14 protein-coding genes are annotated in these 13,493 nt (G+C 68.7%); 5 read left to right on the top strand and 9 right to left on the bottom strand.

Going from position 1 to position 13,493, the window contains the following annotated elements; genetic code table 11:
* A complete protein-coding gene (locus ACSQ1L_RS11665) occupies positions 1-1,500 on the bottom strand; it encodes a tetratricopeptide repeat protein (protein WP_435994914.1) in 1,500 nt (499 codons plus the stop codon).
* Between the two features lie 248 nt (positions 1,501-1,748).
* On the opposite strand from ACSQ1L_RS11665, the gene ACSQ1L_RS11660 reads away from it, so the two are divergent.
* The 4 genes from ACSQ1L_RS11660 (at position 1,749) to ACSQ1L_RS11645 (ending at position 5,062) form a co-directional block, all read left to right on the top strand.
* Positions 1,749-2,240, top strand: a complete 492-nt coding sequence (locus ACSQ1L_RS11660) for a GAF domain-containing protein (protein WP_435994913.1) — start codon at positions 1,749-1,751, stop codon at positions 2,238-2,240.
* 72 nt (positions 2,241-2,312) lie between these two features.
* A complete protein-coding gene (locus ACSQ1L_RS11655; protein ID WP_435994912.1) occupies positions 2,313-2,987 on the top strand; it encodes an SDR family NAD(P)-dependent oxidoreductase in 675 nt (224 codons plus the stop codon).
* Positions 2,987-3,844 (top strand): HpcH/HpaI aldolase/citrate lyase family protein, encoded by an 858-nt coding sequence (locus ACSQ1L_RS11650; RefSeq protein WP_435994911.1) that lies wholly within the window; start codon positions 2,987-2,989, stop codon positions 3,842-3,844. The genes ACSQ1L_RS11655 and ACSQ1L_RS11650 overlap by 1 nt, the downstream gene beginning before the upstream one ends.
* A 75-nt stretch (positions 3,845-3,919) precedes the next feature.
* Positions 3,920-5,062 carry a beta-ketoacyl-ACP synthase III gene (locus ACSQ1L_RS11645; RefSeq protein WP_435994910.1) on the top strand — a complete coding sequence of 381 codons (1,143 nt, stop codon included), beginning with the start codon at positions 3,920-3,922 and terminating at the stop codon, positions 5,060-5,062.
* On the opposite strand, the gene ACSQ1L_RS11640 is transcribed toward ACSQ1L_RS11645, so the two are convergent.
* The 8 genes from ACSQ1L_RS11640 to petA form a co-directional block, all read right to left on the bottom strand.
* The gene (locus ACSQ1L_RS11640; RefSeq protein WP_435994909.1) at positions 5,059-5,487 is read right to left on the bottom strand and encodes a thiol-disulfide oxidoreductase DCC family protein; all 429 of its coding nucleotides are present in this window, start codon (positions 5,485-5,487) and stop codon (positions 5,059-5,061) included. The genes ACSQ1L_RS11645 and ACSQ1L_RS11640 overlap by 4 nt on opposite strands.
* 59 nt (positions 5,488-5,546) lie before the next feature.
* Entirely contained in the window at positions 5,547-5,936 is a 390-nt protein-coding gene (locus tag ACSQ1L_RS11635; protein ID WP_435994908.1) for a RidA family protein, read from the bottom strand.
* Entirely contained in the window at positions 5,933-7,561 is a 1,629-nt protein-coding gene (locus tag ACSQ1L_RS11630) for a M28 family peptidase (protein ID WP_435994907.1), read from the bottom strand. Before ACSQ1L_RS11630 ends, ACSQ1L_RS11635 begins: the two co-directional genes overlap by 4 nt.
* Before the next feature lie 83 nt (positions 7,562-7,644).
* Positions 7,645-9,306: a M28 family metallopeptidase gene (locus ACSQ1L_RS11625; protein ID WP_435994906.1), complete on the bottom strand. Its 1,662-nt coding sequence runs from the start codon at positions 9,304-9,306 to the stop codon at positions 7,645-7,647.
* Positions 9,307-9,374: 68 nt separating this feature from the next.
* On the bottom strand, positions 9,375-9,956 hold the full coding sequence (locus ACSQ1L_RS11620) for a DUF1579 domain-containing protein (protein ID WP_435994905.1): 582 nt from the start codon (positions 9,954-9,956) through the stop codon (positions 9,375-9,377).
* Positions 9,957-10,078: 122 nt separating this feature from the next.
* On the bottom strand, positions 10,079-10,954 hold the full coding sequence (locus ACSQ1L_RS11615) for a cytochrome c1 (RefSeq protein ID WP_435994904.1): 876 nt from the start codon (positions 10,952-10,954) through the stop codon (positions 10,079-10,081).
* Positions 10,955-10,962: 8 nt separating this feature from the next.
* Positions 10,963-12,291, bottom strand: coding sequence for a cytochrome b (locus tag ACSQ1L_RS11610; RefSeq protein ID WP_435994903.1), 1,329 nt, complete (start codon positions 12,289-12,291; stop codon positions 10,963-10,965).
* Positions 12,292-12,308: 17 nt separating this feature from the next.
* Positions 12,309-12,845 carry a ubiquinol-cytochrome c reductase iron-sulfur subunit gene (petA, locus tag ACSQ1L_RS11605; RefSeq protein ID WP_435994902.1) on the bottom strand — a complete coding sequence of 179 codons (537 nt, stop codon included), beginning with the start codon at positions 12,843-12,845 and terminating at the stop codon, positions 12,309-12,311.
* A gap of 195 nt (positions 12,846-13,040) precedes the next feature.
* Between petA and ACSQ1L_RS11600 the strand changes: the two genes are divergently transcribed.
* Complete coding sequence (locus tag ACSQ1L_RS11600) at positions 13,041-13,493, top strand: tRNA (cytidine(34)-2'-O)-methyltransferase (protein WP_435994901.1); 453 nt, start codon at positions 13,041-13,043, stop codon at positions 13,491-13,493.

Raw genomic sequence — 13,493 nt, 5'->3', positions numbered from 1 at the left:
TTAACGGCGCTGCTGAGAACGGGAGACCTGGGCCAGCACGGCCTGCAGGCGGGCGGCCGAAGGGCCGAAGCCGGACAGGGCCGAGTCGATGCGCAGGGCCACGGCCTGGGCCTTGTCCTGGTCGGCCACGCCCGAGACGCCGAGCGCGAAATAGCTCGACATGGCGAACTTCGCCTCGGGACTGCCCTGTCGCGCAGCCTCCTCGAACCACTTGAAGGCCCGGGCGTAGTCGGCCGGCAGGCCGATGCCCTCGGCGTACATCACCGCCAGCACCAGCTGCGCCTCGGACGACCCGTTGATCGAGGCCATCTGGATGGCCCGGACCCGCTCCAGATACGACAGACGGCTCTCCATCGGATGGCCCAGCATGGCCTCCAGCGTCTCGATCTGGCGCTTGGACAGGTCCTCGGGCCGCTGGGCCACGGTCTCGGTGATGCCGAGGTAGCGCAGGGCCCGTCCGACGTGGAGGAACGGCAGCTCGCCCCCCATCCGGGTCAGGGCGTATTCATAGGCGTCGCCGCGCGGCCGGCTCTCGTCCGAGAAGGGCACGCCGGAGCCCGGGGCCTCGTTGGGATAGAATTCGAACGGCGGCGTCCACTGCCGCGCCTTGGCCTCGACGAAGCGGCTGTACTGGTCGCGCCGGGGGGCGGACTTCTCGAAGTCCTTCATCATCACATAGGCGCCGACGTCGCCGGTCTGCACCGCCAGATAATTGTACAGATAGGCGTCGACGTCGTTGCGCGGGAACAGACTGGTCGCCGCCTGATAGCCGCGCCGACGCCGGTCGCGGCCGTCGAGGCCGCCACTGTCGCGGCCCCAGGCCTCGACGGCCTCGCGGTTGTCCTCGGGTTCGCCGAACGGGCCGTACAGGCCGTCGTGGAGACGGGCCAGGGTGCGGAAGCCCTCGGCGTCCTGGGTCGACAGGACGTAGATGACCCGGTCGCGCACCGCCTCCTGCTCCTGCCGCGTCATCTGGCCGAGCTGGCGGTCCAGCCGCTGATAGGCCATGTGCCGTTCGAAGGCGCGGCAGTCGTCGTATTTCGACAGCGGCCGCCAGCCGCCGAAGCTGCCCCGGTCGACGCGGTTGATCGGCGCGTAGCCCTCGTCGTTGGCCAGCGCCATGGCGTACCAGGTGGCGCTCTCGATCGGGTCCTCGATGTTCTTGTCGGTGGCCCGCACGGCGGCGTAGCGCGATCCCAGCTCCAGCTGGGCGAAGAAGTCGCCGCGGAAGGCTGCCCGGCGCAACGCCCGCAACCCTGTCTCCTGCGCGTTGAATTCCGAACCGGTCAGGGAGGCCGGACGCGGGCAGGCGTTCGAGGCCGCGTCGGCGCGCTGCCAGAAGCGCACGCCGCTGCTCCGGTCGCCGCACGAGGCCATGCCGAAGGCGGTCAGGGCCAGCACGGCCGCCACCGCCGCGATGGCGACGGGGCCCCGCGACCGCTCGAACCGCCCGCGCCCGGTCTTGTTCGCCTCGCCCTCGCCCATGACCCCTCGCACCACTGGAGCGGGCGTTCCCCGGCTCGCCCGTTAAGCTTTGCGTGACCGGGACAGTCCGGTCCAGTTAACTGTCTGTCAAGGTTAACGCTGGTTTGCGACAAAGCGTTGCCGCACCACGGCCATTTTATGACGAGGTGGAAGTTTTCCACCAGAATCAGCGGCTTGTGATTCCCCTCACAGGCGAAAAATCACCCCCTCGCCTCCCGGGGCGGCGGCGCCTATATGGCCTGCATTGCCCGGAGTTTCGCCTGATGTCCTACCTCGCCCGCGATGATCGTCCCGACGACAAGGCCGCCCGCTACGCCGAACTCGAAGAGGAGATTCTCGCTGTGCTCGAAGGCGAGCCGAACCTGACGGCGCGGATGGCGACCGTCTCGTCGATGCTGGCCGACGCCTTCCCGCTGTTCTTCTGGACGGGCTTCTACGTGGTCGATCCCGACAAGCCCGACGAACTGGTGGTCGGGCCGTACCAGGGCACCCTCGGCTGCCTGCGCGTCGCCTTTGGCCGGGGGGTGTGCGGCACGGCGGCGAAGGACCGCGCCACCCAGATCGTCGAGGACGTCAACGCCTTCCCCGGCCACATCGCCTGCGACAGTCGGTCGGCCAGCGAGATCGTCGTGCCGGTGCTCGACCGGTCCGGCGCCCTGATCGCCGTGCTCGACGTCGATGCGACCGTCACGTCAGCGTTTGACGCTGTCGACGCCCATGCCCTGGAACGGCTGATGGCCAGGGTCTTCGGCTAGGGCGATCCAGACTCTGCCGACTCTACGGACTATGTTTTAGGCCATTTCGACCATTCGTCCCTTGGAGAACCCATGTCCGACCGCGTCATCGCCATCACCGGGGGCCACGGCGTTCTGGGCCGGGCCGTGCTTGAGGCGGCGCTGGCCGACGGGTTGAAAGCCGCGGTCATCGACCTCGCCCCGGGGACGGTCCCCGAAGGCGTGCTGGAACTCGGCGGGACCGATCTGACCGATCCGGCGGCGGCGGAACGGGCCATGGCGGCCGTCATCGAACGCTTCGGCCGACTGGACGCCCTGTTCAACATCGCCGGCGGCTTCATCTGGCAGACCACGGACGACGCAGATCCCGCCTGGGCCCGGATGTTCACCCTCAACCTGACCACCGCCCTGAACGCCAGCCGCGCCGCCCTGCCCCACCTCAAGCGGTCGGACGAAGGCCGCATCGTCAACGTGGGGGCCAATGCGGCGCTGAAGTGCGCCGCGGGCATGGGCGCCTATGCCGCCTCCAAATCGGCCGTGCACCGCCTGACCGAGAGCCTGGCGGAAGAGCTGAAGGCCACCTCGGTCACCGTCAACGCCATCCTGCCCTCGATCCTCGACACCGAGCAGAACCGCGCCGACATGCCCGACGCCGACCCGGCCAAATGGGTCCAGCCGTCGGACCTCGCCCGCGTCATGCTCTTCCTTGCCTCGCCCGAAAGCCGGGCGATCACGGGGGCCCTGATCCCCGTCACGGGCCGCGTCTGATGCAGCTGACCCGCTCGGTCCTCTATCTGCCCGCCAGCAATCCCCGCGCGATCGAAAAGGCGCGCGGCCTGACCTGCGACGCCGTGATCCTCGACCTCGAGGACGCCGTCGCTCCGGACGCCAAGGCCGAGGCGCGCCAGGCCGCGGTCGCGGCGCTGACCGCCGGGGGCTTCGGTTGCCGCGTCGGCGTCCGCGTCAACGGCCTCGACACCCCGTGGGGCGCCGGCGATCTGGAAGCCCTCGCCGGCCTGAACCCCGATTTCGTGGTCGCGCCCAAGATCGAGAGCGCCGAGGGCGTGCGCGAGGTCGCGGCGCGCCTGCCGGACGGCGTCGCCCTGTGGGTCATGATCGAGACGCCGCTGTCGGTGCTGCGCCTGGACCAGATCGCCGGCGCCGGAGCCCCGCTCGCGGCCCTGATGCTCGGGATCAATGATTTCGGCGAACGGATGAACCTGGTGCTCGGCCCGGACCGCGAGCCGCTCAAGCCGTGGCTGGCCGCCGTCGTCGCCGCCGCGCGCGGCCACGGCCTGCTGGCCATCGACGGGGTCGTCAACGCCACCGACGACGCCGACCGGCTGGAGGCCGAATGCCGACAGGGCCGGGCCTTCGGTTTCGACGGCAAGAGCCTGATCCATCCGGCCCAGATCGCCGCCGCCAACGCCGCCTTCTCGCCTTCCGCCGAAGAGGTCGCCCGGGCCCGGGAAGTCGTCGCCGCCTTCGCCGCCGCGGACGCCCAGGGCAGGGGCGCCATCCGGGTCGGCTACCGGATGGTGGAGCGGCTGCACCTCGACGCGGCCCACCGCTTGCTGGCCCGGCACGAGAGCGCCTCGACCTCGCCCCAAGACGCGCCTATCTAGTCCGTCCAGAAACAGAACTGAGCCGGCCCCTCACGCAGCGAGCGGGCCGCGCCGCGAGCGCCAGGGGCCTGCCTCATGACCAAAGCCGTCATCGCCGCCACCGGCTTGTTCACGCCGGAACAGTCCATCTCCAACGAGGAGCTGGTCGCCGCCTACAACACCTGGGCCGCGCGCTTCAACGAGCAGCACGCCGCCGGCATCGCCGCGGGCGACACCGCGGCCCTGACGCCGTCTTCGGTCGAGTTCATCGAGAAGGCGTCCGGCATCAAGTCGCGCTTCGTGCTCGACAAGGCCGGGGTGCTCGACCCGGACCGCATGGCCCCGAACATCCCCGAGCGTTCCAACGAAGAGCTGTCGGTGCTGGCCGAGATGGCCGTGAAGGCGGCGCAGGACGCCATCGCCGCCTGGGGCAAGCCGGCCAGCGAGATCGGGGCGGTGATCTGCGCCGCCTCCAACATGCAGCGCCCCTACCCGGCCATGGCCATCGAGGTGCAGCAGGCGCTGGGCATCGAGGGCTTCGCCTTCGACATGAACGTGGCCTGCTCCTCGGCCACCTTCGGCATCAAGACCGCCGCCGACTTCATCGCCTCCGGCTCGGTCAAGGCGGTGCTGATGGTGAACCCCGAGGTCTGTTCGGCCCACCTCAACTTCAAGGACCGCGACAGCCACTTCATCTTCGGCGACGTCGCCACCGCCGTGATCGTTGAGGCGGAGGATCAGGCCGTGGACGGCTGGGAGATTCTCGGCACGCGGCTGAAGACTGTGTTCTCGAACAACATCCGCAACAATTTCGGCTTCCTGAACCGCGCCGCCGAAGCGACGGGCCCCGCCGCAGGCGGCGAACCGGCAGGCCAGACCGACAAACTTTTCGTCCAGCAGGGACGAAAGGTGTTCAAGGACGTGGTGCCGATGGTCTCGGACATGATCGTCGACCATGCCGCCGACCTCGGCCTCGATCCGCACCAGCTGAAGCGGCTGTGGCTGCACCAGGCCAACATCAACATGAACCAGTTCATCGGCCGCAAGGTGCTGGGCCGCGAGCCGACGCCCGAGGAGAACGTCATCATCCTCGACGACTACGCCAACACGTCGTCGGCCGGTTCGATCATCGCCTTCCACCTGCGCCACGACGGCTTCCAGCCAGGCGACATCGGCCTGATCTGCAGCTTCGGCGCGGGCTATTCAGCCGGCACGGTGTTCGTCCGCAAGCGCGCCTAGACGAAGAACCGCGCCCGGATCTCCGGCGAGGGGACCATGCACGTCTCGGTCCGGCCGAAGATGCGGTAGCGATTGCGCGCGATCAGGTCATAGATCGGGTCGCGTATCAGGCGGGGCGCACCCTTCAGCAGGGCGAGAAGCCGCGTCGACGGCAGTTGCCCCAGCACCGTCAGCGCTGCGTCTGATTTGAAGTGGATGCGCCCGTTCCAGATCACCGCATTGGTCTGCGGCGCCTCCGGGTCGATCCCGAACCGCGCCGCCAGCGTCCGCCCGTGCTCCGACTGGATCGGCGCAAAGCTGAAGCGCCCCCCCCGGTCGTGGTCGATGACGAATCGCACCCAGCGCGAGCAAAAAACGCAGAGACCGTCGAACAGGATCAGGCCGTTGGGCTCGTCCTGTGCATCTTGCGGCGACCAGCGGCTCATGCGTGTGGCGCTCTCATGCGTCGAGACTGCGGCGACCCGACCGCGAGGGCAAGGCGGCGTTACGCCGCCGCCACGGCCTCGATCTCGACCAGCCAGGCCTCGTCGAAGATGCCGGTGACGATCACCGTCAGGGCCGGCTGTCGACCGGCCAGCCGCCGCACCCGGACTTCGCGGTTCTCCAGGGCGTAACGCCGGTCCGACAGGAAGGTCGTCACCTTGACCAAGTTGTCCAGCGTCATGCCGGCGGCGGTCAGTTGGGTCTCGATATTGTCCCAGACCTGTTCGCACTGGCCGGTGAACCCGGCGGCCAGAGAGCCGTCAGGCGCGACAGGAATCTGGCCGGACAGGTAGAGCCAGCGGGTCGGGCCGGTCACCTCGACCGCCTGCGGATACGATCCCTCGACCGGCGGCGAGCCGTCGCCGGTCAGGGGCCGTATGGTCGCCGTCACTGGCGCGCGGCGTCCGTACGGGCGCGCACCTGGGCGAATTCCGAGGTCGACTTCCAGCCCGGCCAGTCCTCGCTGTTCGCGAGGTCCAGACCCAGATGATACAGCAGGGTCAGGTTTTCGACCGCCGAGGTGAAGTTCAGCTCGGGCGACCATTCGTCGGACGTCTTGTGGTAGTCGGCCCCGAACTTGGCGCGCCACGCGGCCTCGCCCGCTTCCCGACCACCCTCGACCCAATCCCAGCCATGCCACGGCATGAGGGCGGGCACGCCGGCGCGCGCGAAGGGGAAGTGATCCGAGCGGTAGTAGAAGCCCTGTTCCGGCATGTGGTCGTCCGAGACATAGCGGCCCAGCGGCTCGGCCAGCGCCTGCAGCCGGTCCTCCAGATCGTTCTGGCCCTTGCCGAAGATCGGGATGTCCTTCGTCGGCCCCGACAGCGGCAGCATGTCGATGTTGATGTCGGCCACTGTCGTCGCCAGCGGGTACACCGGATCGGCGGCGTAGCCGTAGGCGCCCATCAGCCCCATCTCCTCGGCCGCCATGTGGGCGAAGACGATCGAGCGCTCGGGGCGAGGCGCCTGGCTCAGCTGGCGGGCCATCTCGACCACGCCCACCGTGCCGGAGGCGTTGTCCCAGGCCCCGTTGAAGATCTTGTCGTCGCCCGGGGTCTCGGGGTGCTGGGTCTCGCCGCCGACGTGATCCCAGTGGGCCGAATAGATGATGGTTTCATCCGGACGCTCGGCGCCCGGCAAGCGCGCCAGCAGGTTGTGGGTGACCAGGGTGTCGATGGTCTCCGCCGCCTCGACCGACAGGCTGACGCCGTTCACCGGCACGGCCTTGAAGGCGCCGGAACCAACACTGGCCAATCGGCCCATGTCGAGGCCGGCCGCCGTGGCCCACTGCAGCGCGACGTCGTGGTTGGTGGCCATCGAGAATTCGAGATCGGCCGCTCCCGGCGTCAAGGTGCGGGTACGGGTCGCGCCCCGCACCGTCCGCTGCCACATCGGCGAGTCCGCGGCCCCGGGCACGAGGGTGACGATGCCGACCGCGCCGCGGCGGAAGGCTTCGTCAGCCTTGTAGGCGCCGGATTCGTAGTTGGTGTCGTATTCGCCGTTGAACAGCTCGCCTTCGGGCTCGCCCGGCACGACGACCACGACCTTGCCGCGCACGTCGATGTCGCCGTAGTCGTCCCAGTTCCGCTCCGGCGCGGTGATGCCGTAGCCGGCGAACACCACCGGGGCGTTGCTGATCGAGGCCTGGCCGTCGTTGCTGATGGCGCGCAGGGTGACGTCGGTTCCGACCGCCAGCGGATGGCTGACGCCGTCCGGGCCGGTCCAGCTGGCGCTGGCCGCGCCCTCGACCGGCGTGAAGCGCTTCAGGGCCACCGGCTGCAGCCACTGGCCGTCCGGGCCGCCGGGCTCGAGGCCCATGGCCTCGTACTGGGCCTGCAGCCAGGCCAGCGTCATGCGCTCGCCCTCGGTGCCGGGGTAGCGGCCCTGGTATTCGTCGGCGCTGATGGTGCGGATGTCGTTGCTGATCCGCTCGGCCGAGAAGTCCTGGGCCGTCGCCATGCCGGCGGCCAGAAGCACGGCGGCGACAGCGACGCCGCCCATCATCTTGCGAAGCATATGGGAAACTCCATCCCCGGATTGATGCCGCGCACTCTAGGGCGGCCCCGGCGGACCGCTCGTTAAGTTTTCGTCATGTCCGCCTAGCGGCGGGCGGCCGCGCTCGCCGCCCGGGCCGGACCGAATTCCGACCCCGGCTTCCAACCCGGCCAGTCGCGGCTGTTGGCGAGGTCCCGGCCGATCCACAGGGCGACCTCCAGATCCTCGATCTGGCCCGCCAGGTCCCAGTCGGCCGACCATTCGTCGTCGGCCTGGTGATAGCGTTTGGCGCCGTACTCGTCCCGGGCCGCCTCGCGCGGCGCCATCGGCGGGTCGCGGAAGTCGCCGCCGCCCTCGGCGTAGGCCATCGGCACCCCACGCTTGGCCAGCGGGAAATGGTCGCTGCGGAAATAGCTGCCGGCGGCAGGATTGGCGTCGGGCGCGACTTCCCGGCCCTGACGGGCGGCGGCGGCGGCCAGGAGTTCGTCCAGTTCGGACTGGCCGTAGCCGATCACGCCCAGGTCCTCGACCCGGCCGTAGACGTTCATGGCGTCCATGTTGAAGCCGGCCACGGTGGTCTCCAGCGGCCAGACCGGATTGGCGGCGTAGTATTCCGAGCCCAGCAGGCCGCTCTCCTCGGCGGTGAAGCTGATCATCACGATCGAGCGCTCCGGCCGCGGTCCGGCGCCCCAGACGCGGGCCAGCTCCAGCAGGCCGGCGGTGCCGGTGGCGTTGTCGACCGCGCCGTTGAAGATGGCGTCGCCATTGGCGTCCGGCTCGCCCACCCCGATGTGGTCCCAGTGAGCGGTGTAGAGGATGGTCTCGTCCGGATGCGTCGTCCCCGGCAGGCGGGCGATGACGTTCTTGGTGACGATCTGGCTGGCGGCCACATCGAACATGCCGTTGAAGGTCGCGCCGGGCAACTCGACCGGGCGGAAGTCGCGGCTCCGCGCCTGGGTCTTCAGGGCCTCGAAATCCAGCCCGGCCCGACGGAACAGGTCGACGGCCACGTCGCGCTGCATCCAGCTTTCCAGCGGTACCCGCTCGGCCGCGGCGTTCTCGCGCACGATATCGAACTGCGGCCCGGCCCAGCTGTTGTTGACGGTGGCCCAGCCGTACGAGGCCGGCGCGGTCTCATGCACGATGATGACGCCCGCCGCGCCCTGCCGCGCCGCTTCCTCGTACTTGTAGGTCCAGCGGCCGTAGTAGGTCATGGCCCGGCCGTTGAAGGTGTCCAACTCGGGCTGTTCGAAGTCCGCGTCATTGACCAGCACCACGATGACCTTGCCGCGCACGTCGACGTCCTTGAAGTCGTCCCAGTTCCGCTCCGGCGCCTTGATGCCGTAGCCCACGAACACCAGCGGCGCGTCGGCCAGCATCACGTGATCGCCGGGCAGCCGGGTCGAGACCACGATCTGTTCGCCCTGCGTAAGCGGAATGGTCTCCTCGCCGACCTTGAACGCGGCGCTGATGTTCGAGGCGGTGAAGCGGTTCAGGGTGACGTCCTGGGTCCAGCCGCCGTTCTCGCCGCCCGGCTCGAAGCCGGCGGCGGCGTACTGTTCGCTCAGGTAGCGGACCACCATGTCCTCGGCCGGCGTGCCGATGCCGCGTCCCTGGAAGCTGTCGTCCGACAGCACCCGGGCGTGTTCGGACAGACGGGCGGCGTCGAGAGCGGCGGCGGGCGCGGACGGCTCGCCCCCCGTGCTGGCGCAGGCGGAGATCAGGGCGCCGGCGGCGAGCGCGGCGACGGTCGAAAGGAGACGCATGGACGGAAACACCCTCAGCCGAAAAACAGACCCGGCCGGACGTTAGGGCGTCGATCTCCGCCTGTCGATCACGGGATGACCGCGTCGGCCGCCGGCCAACCGGTGTCGCCGCGGCGGCGCAGACGCAACTCGATCACCCTCATCGGATCGCGGCCCGGCATGACGAAGTCGCCGGTCTCGACCCATTCGCCGTCCTTCAACACAGTGACGTAGCGCATCTCCCCGCCGCGGCTCGGAATGGTCCAGCGGAACCCGTCGGCCGTGGCTTCGAGCGGGAAGTCGGCCGCCTGCCCGTTGGCGTAGGAGCGCATCACATAGCTGTCGGTCGCGTCGTCCCAGGACACCACGGCGAAGGCGTTGAAGGCGACCGTGCCGTCATCGTTCGTGCTGCGCCCTTCGATCACCCTGATCGAGCCGCCGAGCATCGGACCGATCCGCTCGGTGTGCGGATGGGTCGAGGTCCGGCCCGGACCCATCGAGACCGTGGCCTCCCCGACCCATTCGCCATCCATCCACGACAGCGTCTGCATCGCCTGGCGCTGCTCCGCCGTGCCCGCCGGCTGCATCGCCTGGGCCGACGCCATCGTCGGAACGGCGAGCAGGAAACAGGCGGCCAGCGCCGTCATCGAAATCCGCGAACCCCTGGACATGGTCTTCCTCCCTAGTCGCTTTATATCATAAAGTTCTTTTCCGACTCACGCAAGCGCGCACGAAAAACCCGCCGGCGCTGAGGCCCCGGCGGGTCGATCGGTCTGCGCTGGAGGGCGGAAGCCTAGTGGGCGACGCCCTTCCAGATGCGGCGGTAGCTGACGTAGGTCACGCCGGCGAACAGGATCAGGAAGATCAGCACGCCCATGCCCGACTGTTTGCGCTGGACCTGCTTGGGGTCCGAAGCCCAGGCGATGAAGGCGGCGACGTCCCTGGCGTACTGGTCGACCGTTTCGGCCGAGCCGTCGTCATAGGTCACCTGACCGTTGGCCAGCGGCGGCGGCATGGCGATGAAGCCGCCCGGCGGCACGTGGGCGCCCTCGGCCACGAACGGCGTCAGGTCGCCGGCCATGTAGGGGTTGTAGTACTGGCCCGGCCGGATCTCGAGGCCTGCCGGGGCGGCGCGATAGCCGGACAGCAGCGAGTAGATGTAGTTGGCCCCGTCGTGGCGCGCCTTGGCCATGACCGACAGGTCCGGCGGAGCCGCCCCGCCGTTGCCCGCGGCCGCAGCCGTGGCGTTCGGATAGGGGTTGGGGAATTTATCGGCCGGGACGGCGTCGCGCATGATCGCCTCGCCGGTCTCGCTGTCGATGTCCGGCACCTGGACCTCGGCGGCCAGCACCTTGACGAAGCGGTTCTCGGCCGGATTGACCTGGTGCGCGTCGTAGAAGGGGCCGCCCGGCTCGGCCAGGGTGCGGAAATGCATCAGGTCCATGCTGTGGCAGGACGCGCAGACCTCGCGGTAGACCTTGTAGCCGCGCTGCAACTGGGCCTGGTCGAAGGTCCCGAACGGGCCCTCGAAGCTGAAGCCGCCCTTGCGCGGGTGCTCGGCGCCGCCCGAAGCGAGGGCGGGCTGGGCCGCCATCAGCGACAGGCCGGCCGCGGCGGCGATCAGGACCAGGGTCTTTTTCATCGACTGGATGTTCGTCTTGAGGGTCATGGTCGCGTTCAGCCCTTCTTCTCGGGCGAGGCCGGCGCGGCGGCGGTCAGGGCGTCCCCGCCCGGCAGAACCGGTTCGGAGATGGTCGCCGGGATCGGCCTCGGGGTCTCGCGCAGGCCGACGATCGGCATCAGCACCAGGAAGAACAGGAAGTAGTAGGCCGTCAGCAGCCGGGTCAGCCACAGGTAGCTGTTCACCGCCCCGTCGAAGAGCACGAAGCTGGGCATGCCGGGGACGACGGGCGCGTCGGGCAGCTGCGCCCCGCACCAGCCGAGACCCATGCCGACCAGCACGAAGATCACGAAGAAGGTCCGCATCGCCGGGCGGTAGCGCATCGAGCGCACCTTGGACGTATCCAGCCACGGCAGGATGAACAGCACGCCGATGGAGCCGAACATCGCCACCACGCCGCCGAACTTGTCGGGGATGGCGCGCAGGATCGCGTAGAAGGGCAGCATGTACCATTCGGGCACGATGTGCGCCGGGGTCTGCAGCGGGTTGGCCGGGATGTAGTTGTCAGCGTGGCCCAGGGCGTTCGGCAGGTAGAAGACGAACACCGCGAACAGGATCAGGAACAGGATGACGGCGAAGCCGTCCTTGACCGTGAAGTAGGGGTGGAAGGGCACCGTGTCCTTGGCCATCCGGTCCTTGGGGATCAGGATGCCGACCGGGTTGTTCTGGCCGGCGTGGTGCAGGGCCCACAGGTGCAGGACCACGCAGCCGGCGATGACGAACGGCAGCAGGTAGTGCAGCGAGAAGAAGCGGTTCAGCGTGGCGTTGTCGATGGCCGGCCCGCCGCGCAGCCAGATCAGGATCGGCTCGCCGACGACCGGGATGGCCCCGATCAGATTGGTGATCACCTCGGCGCCCCAGAACGACATCTGGCCCCACGGCAGGACGTAGCCGAGGAAGGCGGTGGCGATCATCAGGAAGAAGATCACGCAACCGATGATCCAGATCATCTCGCGCGGCGCCTTGTACGAGCCGTAGTACAGCCCGCGCAGCATGTGCAGGTAGACCGCGATGAAGAACATCGAGGCCCCGTTGGCGTGGGTGTAGCGGATCAGGTCGCCGCCGTTGACGTCACGCATGATCCGTTCGACCGAGGCGAAAGCCATCTCGGTGTTCGGCACATAGTGCATGGCCAGGATGATGCCCGTGGCGATCTGCACCACGAGGCACAGGGCCAGGATGCCGCCGAAGGTCCACCAGTAGTTGAGGTTCTTCGGGGTCGGCAGCGCCATGTAGTCGGCGCCGAAGCGGATGATCGGCAGGCGGCTGTCAAACCACTTCTCGATGCCGGTCTTGGGGACGTAGGTGGATTCGTGATCGCTCATCGTTCTCTTGCCCGTCCTCAGCCGATTTTCACGCGGGTGTCGGACACATAGTCATAGGTCGGCACGACCAGGTTCTTCGGCGCCGGACCTTTCCGGATGCGGCCCGAGGTGTCGTAGTGCGATCCGTGGCAGGGGCAGAACCAGCCGCCAAAATCGCCGGCGCCGAACGTCGGCACGCAGCCCAGGTGGGTGCACGAGCCGATGACGACGAGATACTGCTGGTGGCCCGGCTTGACGCGGTCGGCGTCCGCCTGCGGGTCCTTGAGGCCGGCGCGATCGTCGGCGCGGGCGCGCTCGATCTCAGCCGGGGTGCGGTAGCGCACGAACACCGGCTTGCCCTGCCACTTGATGACGACCTGCTGGCCTTCCTGGACCTTGGTCAGGTCGAACTCGATGGTCGACAGCGCCAGGGTGTCGGCGGCCGGGTTCATCGAATTGACCAGCGGCCACACGGCCATGGCCCCGGCGCCCACCGCCGCGGCGCCGGCCGCGATGTGGATGAAATCTCTACGATTGGGATCCTGATAGGTCAGGTCGCCCTGGTCTGCAGCCACCGATTCGTCTCCTGAGCGGTTGGCGGCGTCGCCCTGCGGCGCGCCGTTTCAACGCTGTCGTTCCTTAGCGAATTCCCGGATGGCTGGCCCGGCCCGGCTTTGCGGCGCATCGCCGCAATGTGCTGACGCTTCGTGAGAAACGCTCGCAATTCGAGCCGCGACAAGCCCCCAGGCCGCGCGTATGAGGGCCTTAGAATGCGTCTCGCCCTTTTTCAACCGGCCATTCCGCAGAACGTCGGCGCCTGCATCCGTCTGAGCGCCTGTTTCGGCGTGGAATTGCATGTCATCGAGCCGACCGGTTTCCACTTCGACGACCGGGCGATGAAGCGCGCCGCGCTGGACTACGGCCCCTTGGGACACATGGTGCGTCATCCCGGCTGGGACGAGTTCCAGCGGGACCGCGGACCCGGGCGGCTGGTCCTGTTCACGACGAAGGGTGCGACGCCGCTGCACGATTTCCGCCTGGAGGCGGACGACACCCTGCTGTTCGGCAGCGAATCCTCGGGCGCGCCGGATTTCGTGCATGAGGCGGCGGACGCGCGAGTGGTGATTCCCCTTCGCCCCGAAGCCCGATCGCTGAACCTGTCGGTCAGCGCCGGGATCGCGCTGTGGGAAGGTCTGAAGCAGGTCGGCGGCCTGACTGACTGA

It is taken from the genome of Brevundimonas sp. LjRoot202 (genome assembly GCF_964253355.1).
Lineage (GTDB): Bacteria > Pseudomonadota > Alphaproteobacteria > Caulobacterales > Caulobacteraceae > Brevundimonas.
This window is presented reverse-complemented; position numbering and strand designations above follow the sequence as displayed.

Bases quoted from the DNA above. Each gene is read 5' to 3' on its own strand.
- ACSQ1L_RS11660 (WP_435994913.1), top strand. From the start codon at position 1,749: ATGTCCTACCTCGCCCGCGATGATCGTCCCGACGACAAGGCCGCCCGC.
- ACSQ1L_RS11655 (WP_435994912.1), top strand. From the start codon at position 2,313: ATGTCCGACCGCGTCATCGCCATCACCGGGGGCCACGGCGTTCTGGGC.
- ACSQ1L_RS11650 (WP_435994911.1), top strand. From the start codon at position 2,987: ATGCAGCTGACCCGCTCGGTCCTCTATCTGCCCGCCAGCAATCCCCGC.
- ACSQ1L_RS11645 (WP_435994910.1), top strand. From the start codon at position 3,920: ATGACCAAAGCCGTCATCGCCGCCACCGGCTTGTTCACGCCGGAACAG.
- ACSQ1L_RS11640 (WP_435994909.1), bottom strand. From the start codon at position 5,487: ATGAGCCGCTGGTCGCCGCAAGATGCACAGGACGAGCCCAACGGCCTG.
- ACSQ1L_RS11630 (WP_435994907.1), bottom strand. From the start codon at position 7,561: ATGCTTCGCAAGATGATGGGCGGCGTCGCTGTCGCCGCCGTGCTTCTG.
- ACSQ1L_RS11625 (WP_435994906.1), bottom strand. From the start codon at position 9,306: ATGCGTCTCCTTTCGACCGTCGCCGCGCTCGCCGCCGGCGCCCTGATC.
- ACSQ1L_RS11620 (WP_435994905.1), bottom strand. From the start codon at position 9,956: ATGTCCAGGGGTTCGCGGATTTCGATGACGGCGCTGGCCGCCTGTTTC.
- ACSQ1L_RS11615 (WP_435994904.1), bottom strand. From the start codon at position 10,954: ATGACCCTCAAGACGAACATCCAGTCGATGAAAAAGACCCTGGTCCTG.
- ACSQ1L_RS11610 (WP_435994903.1), bottom strand. From the start codon at position 12,291: ATGAGCGATCACGAATCCACCTACGTCCCCAAGACCGGCATCGAGAAG.
- ACSQ1L_RS11600 (WP_435994901.1), top strand. From the start codon at position 13,041: ATGCGTCTCGCCCTTTTTCAACCGGCCATTCCGCAGAACGTCGGCGCC.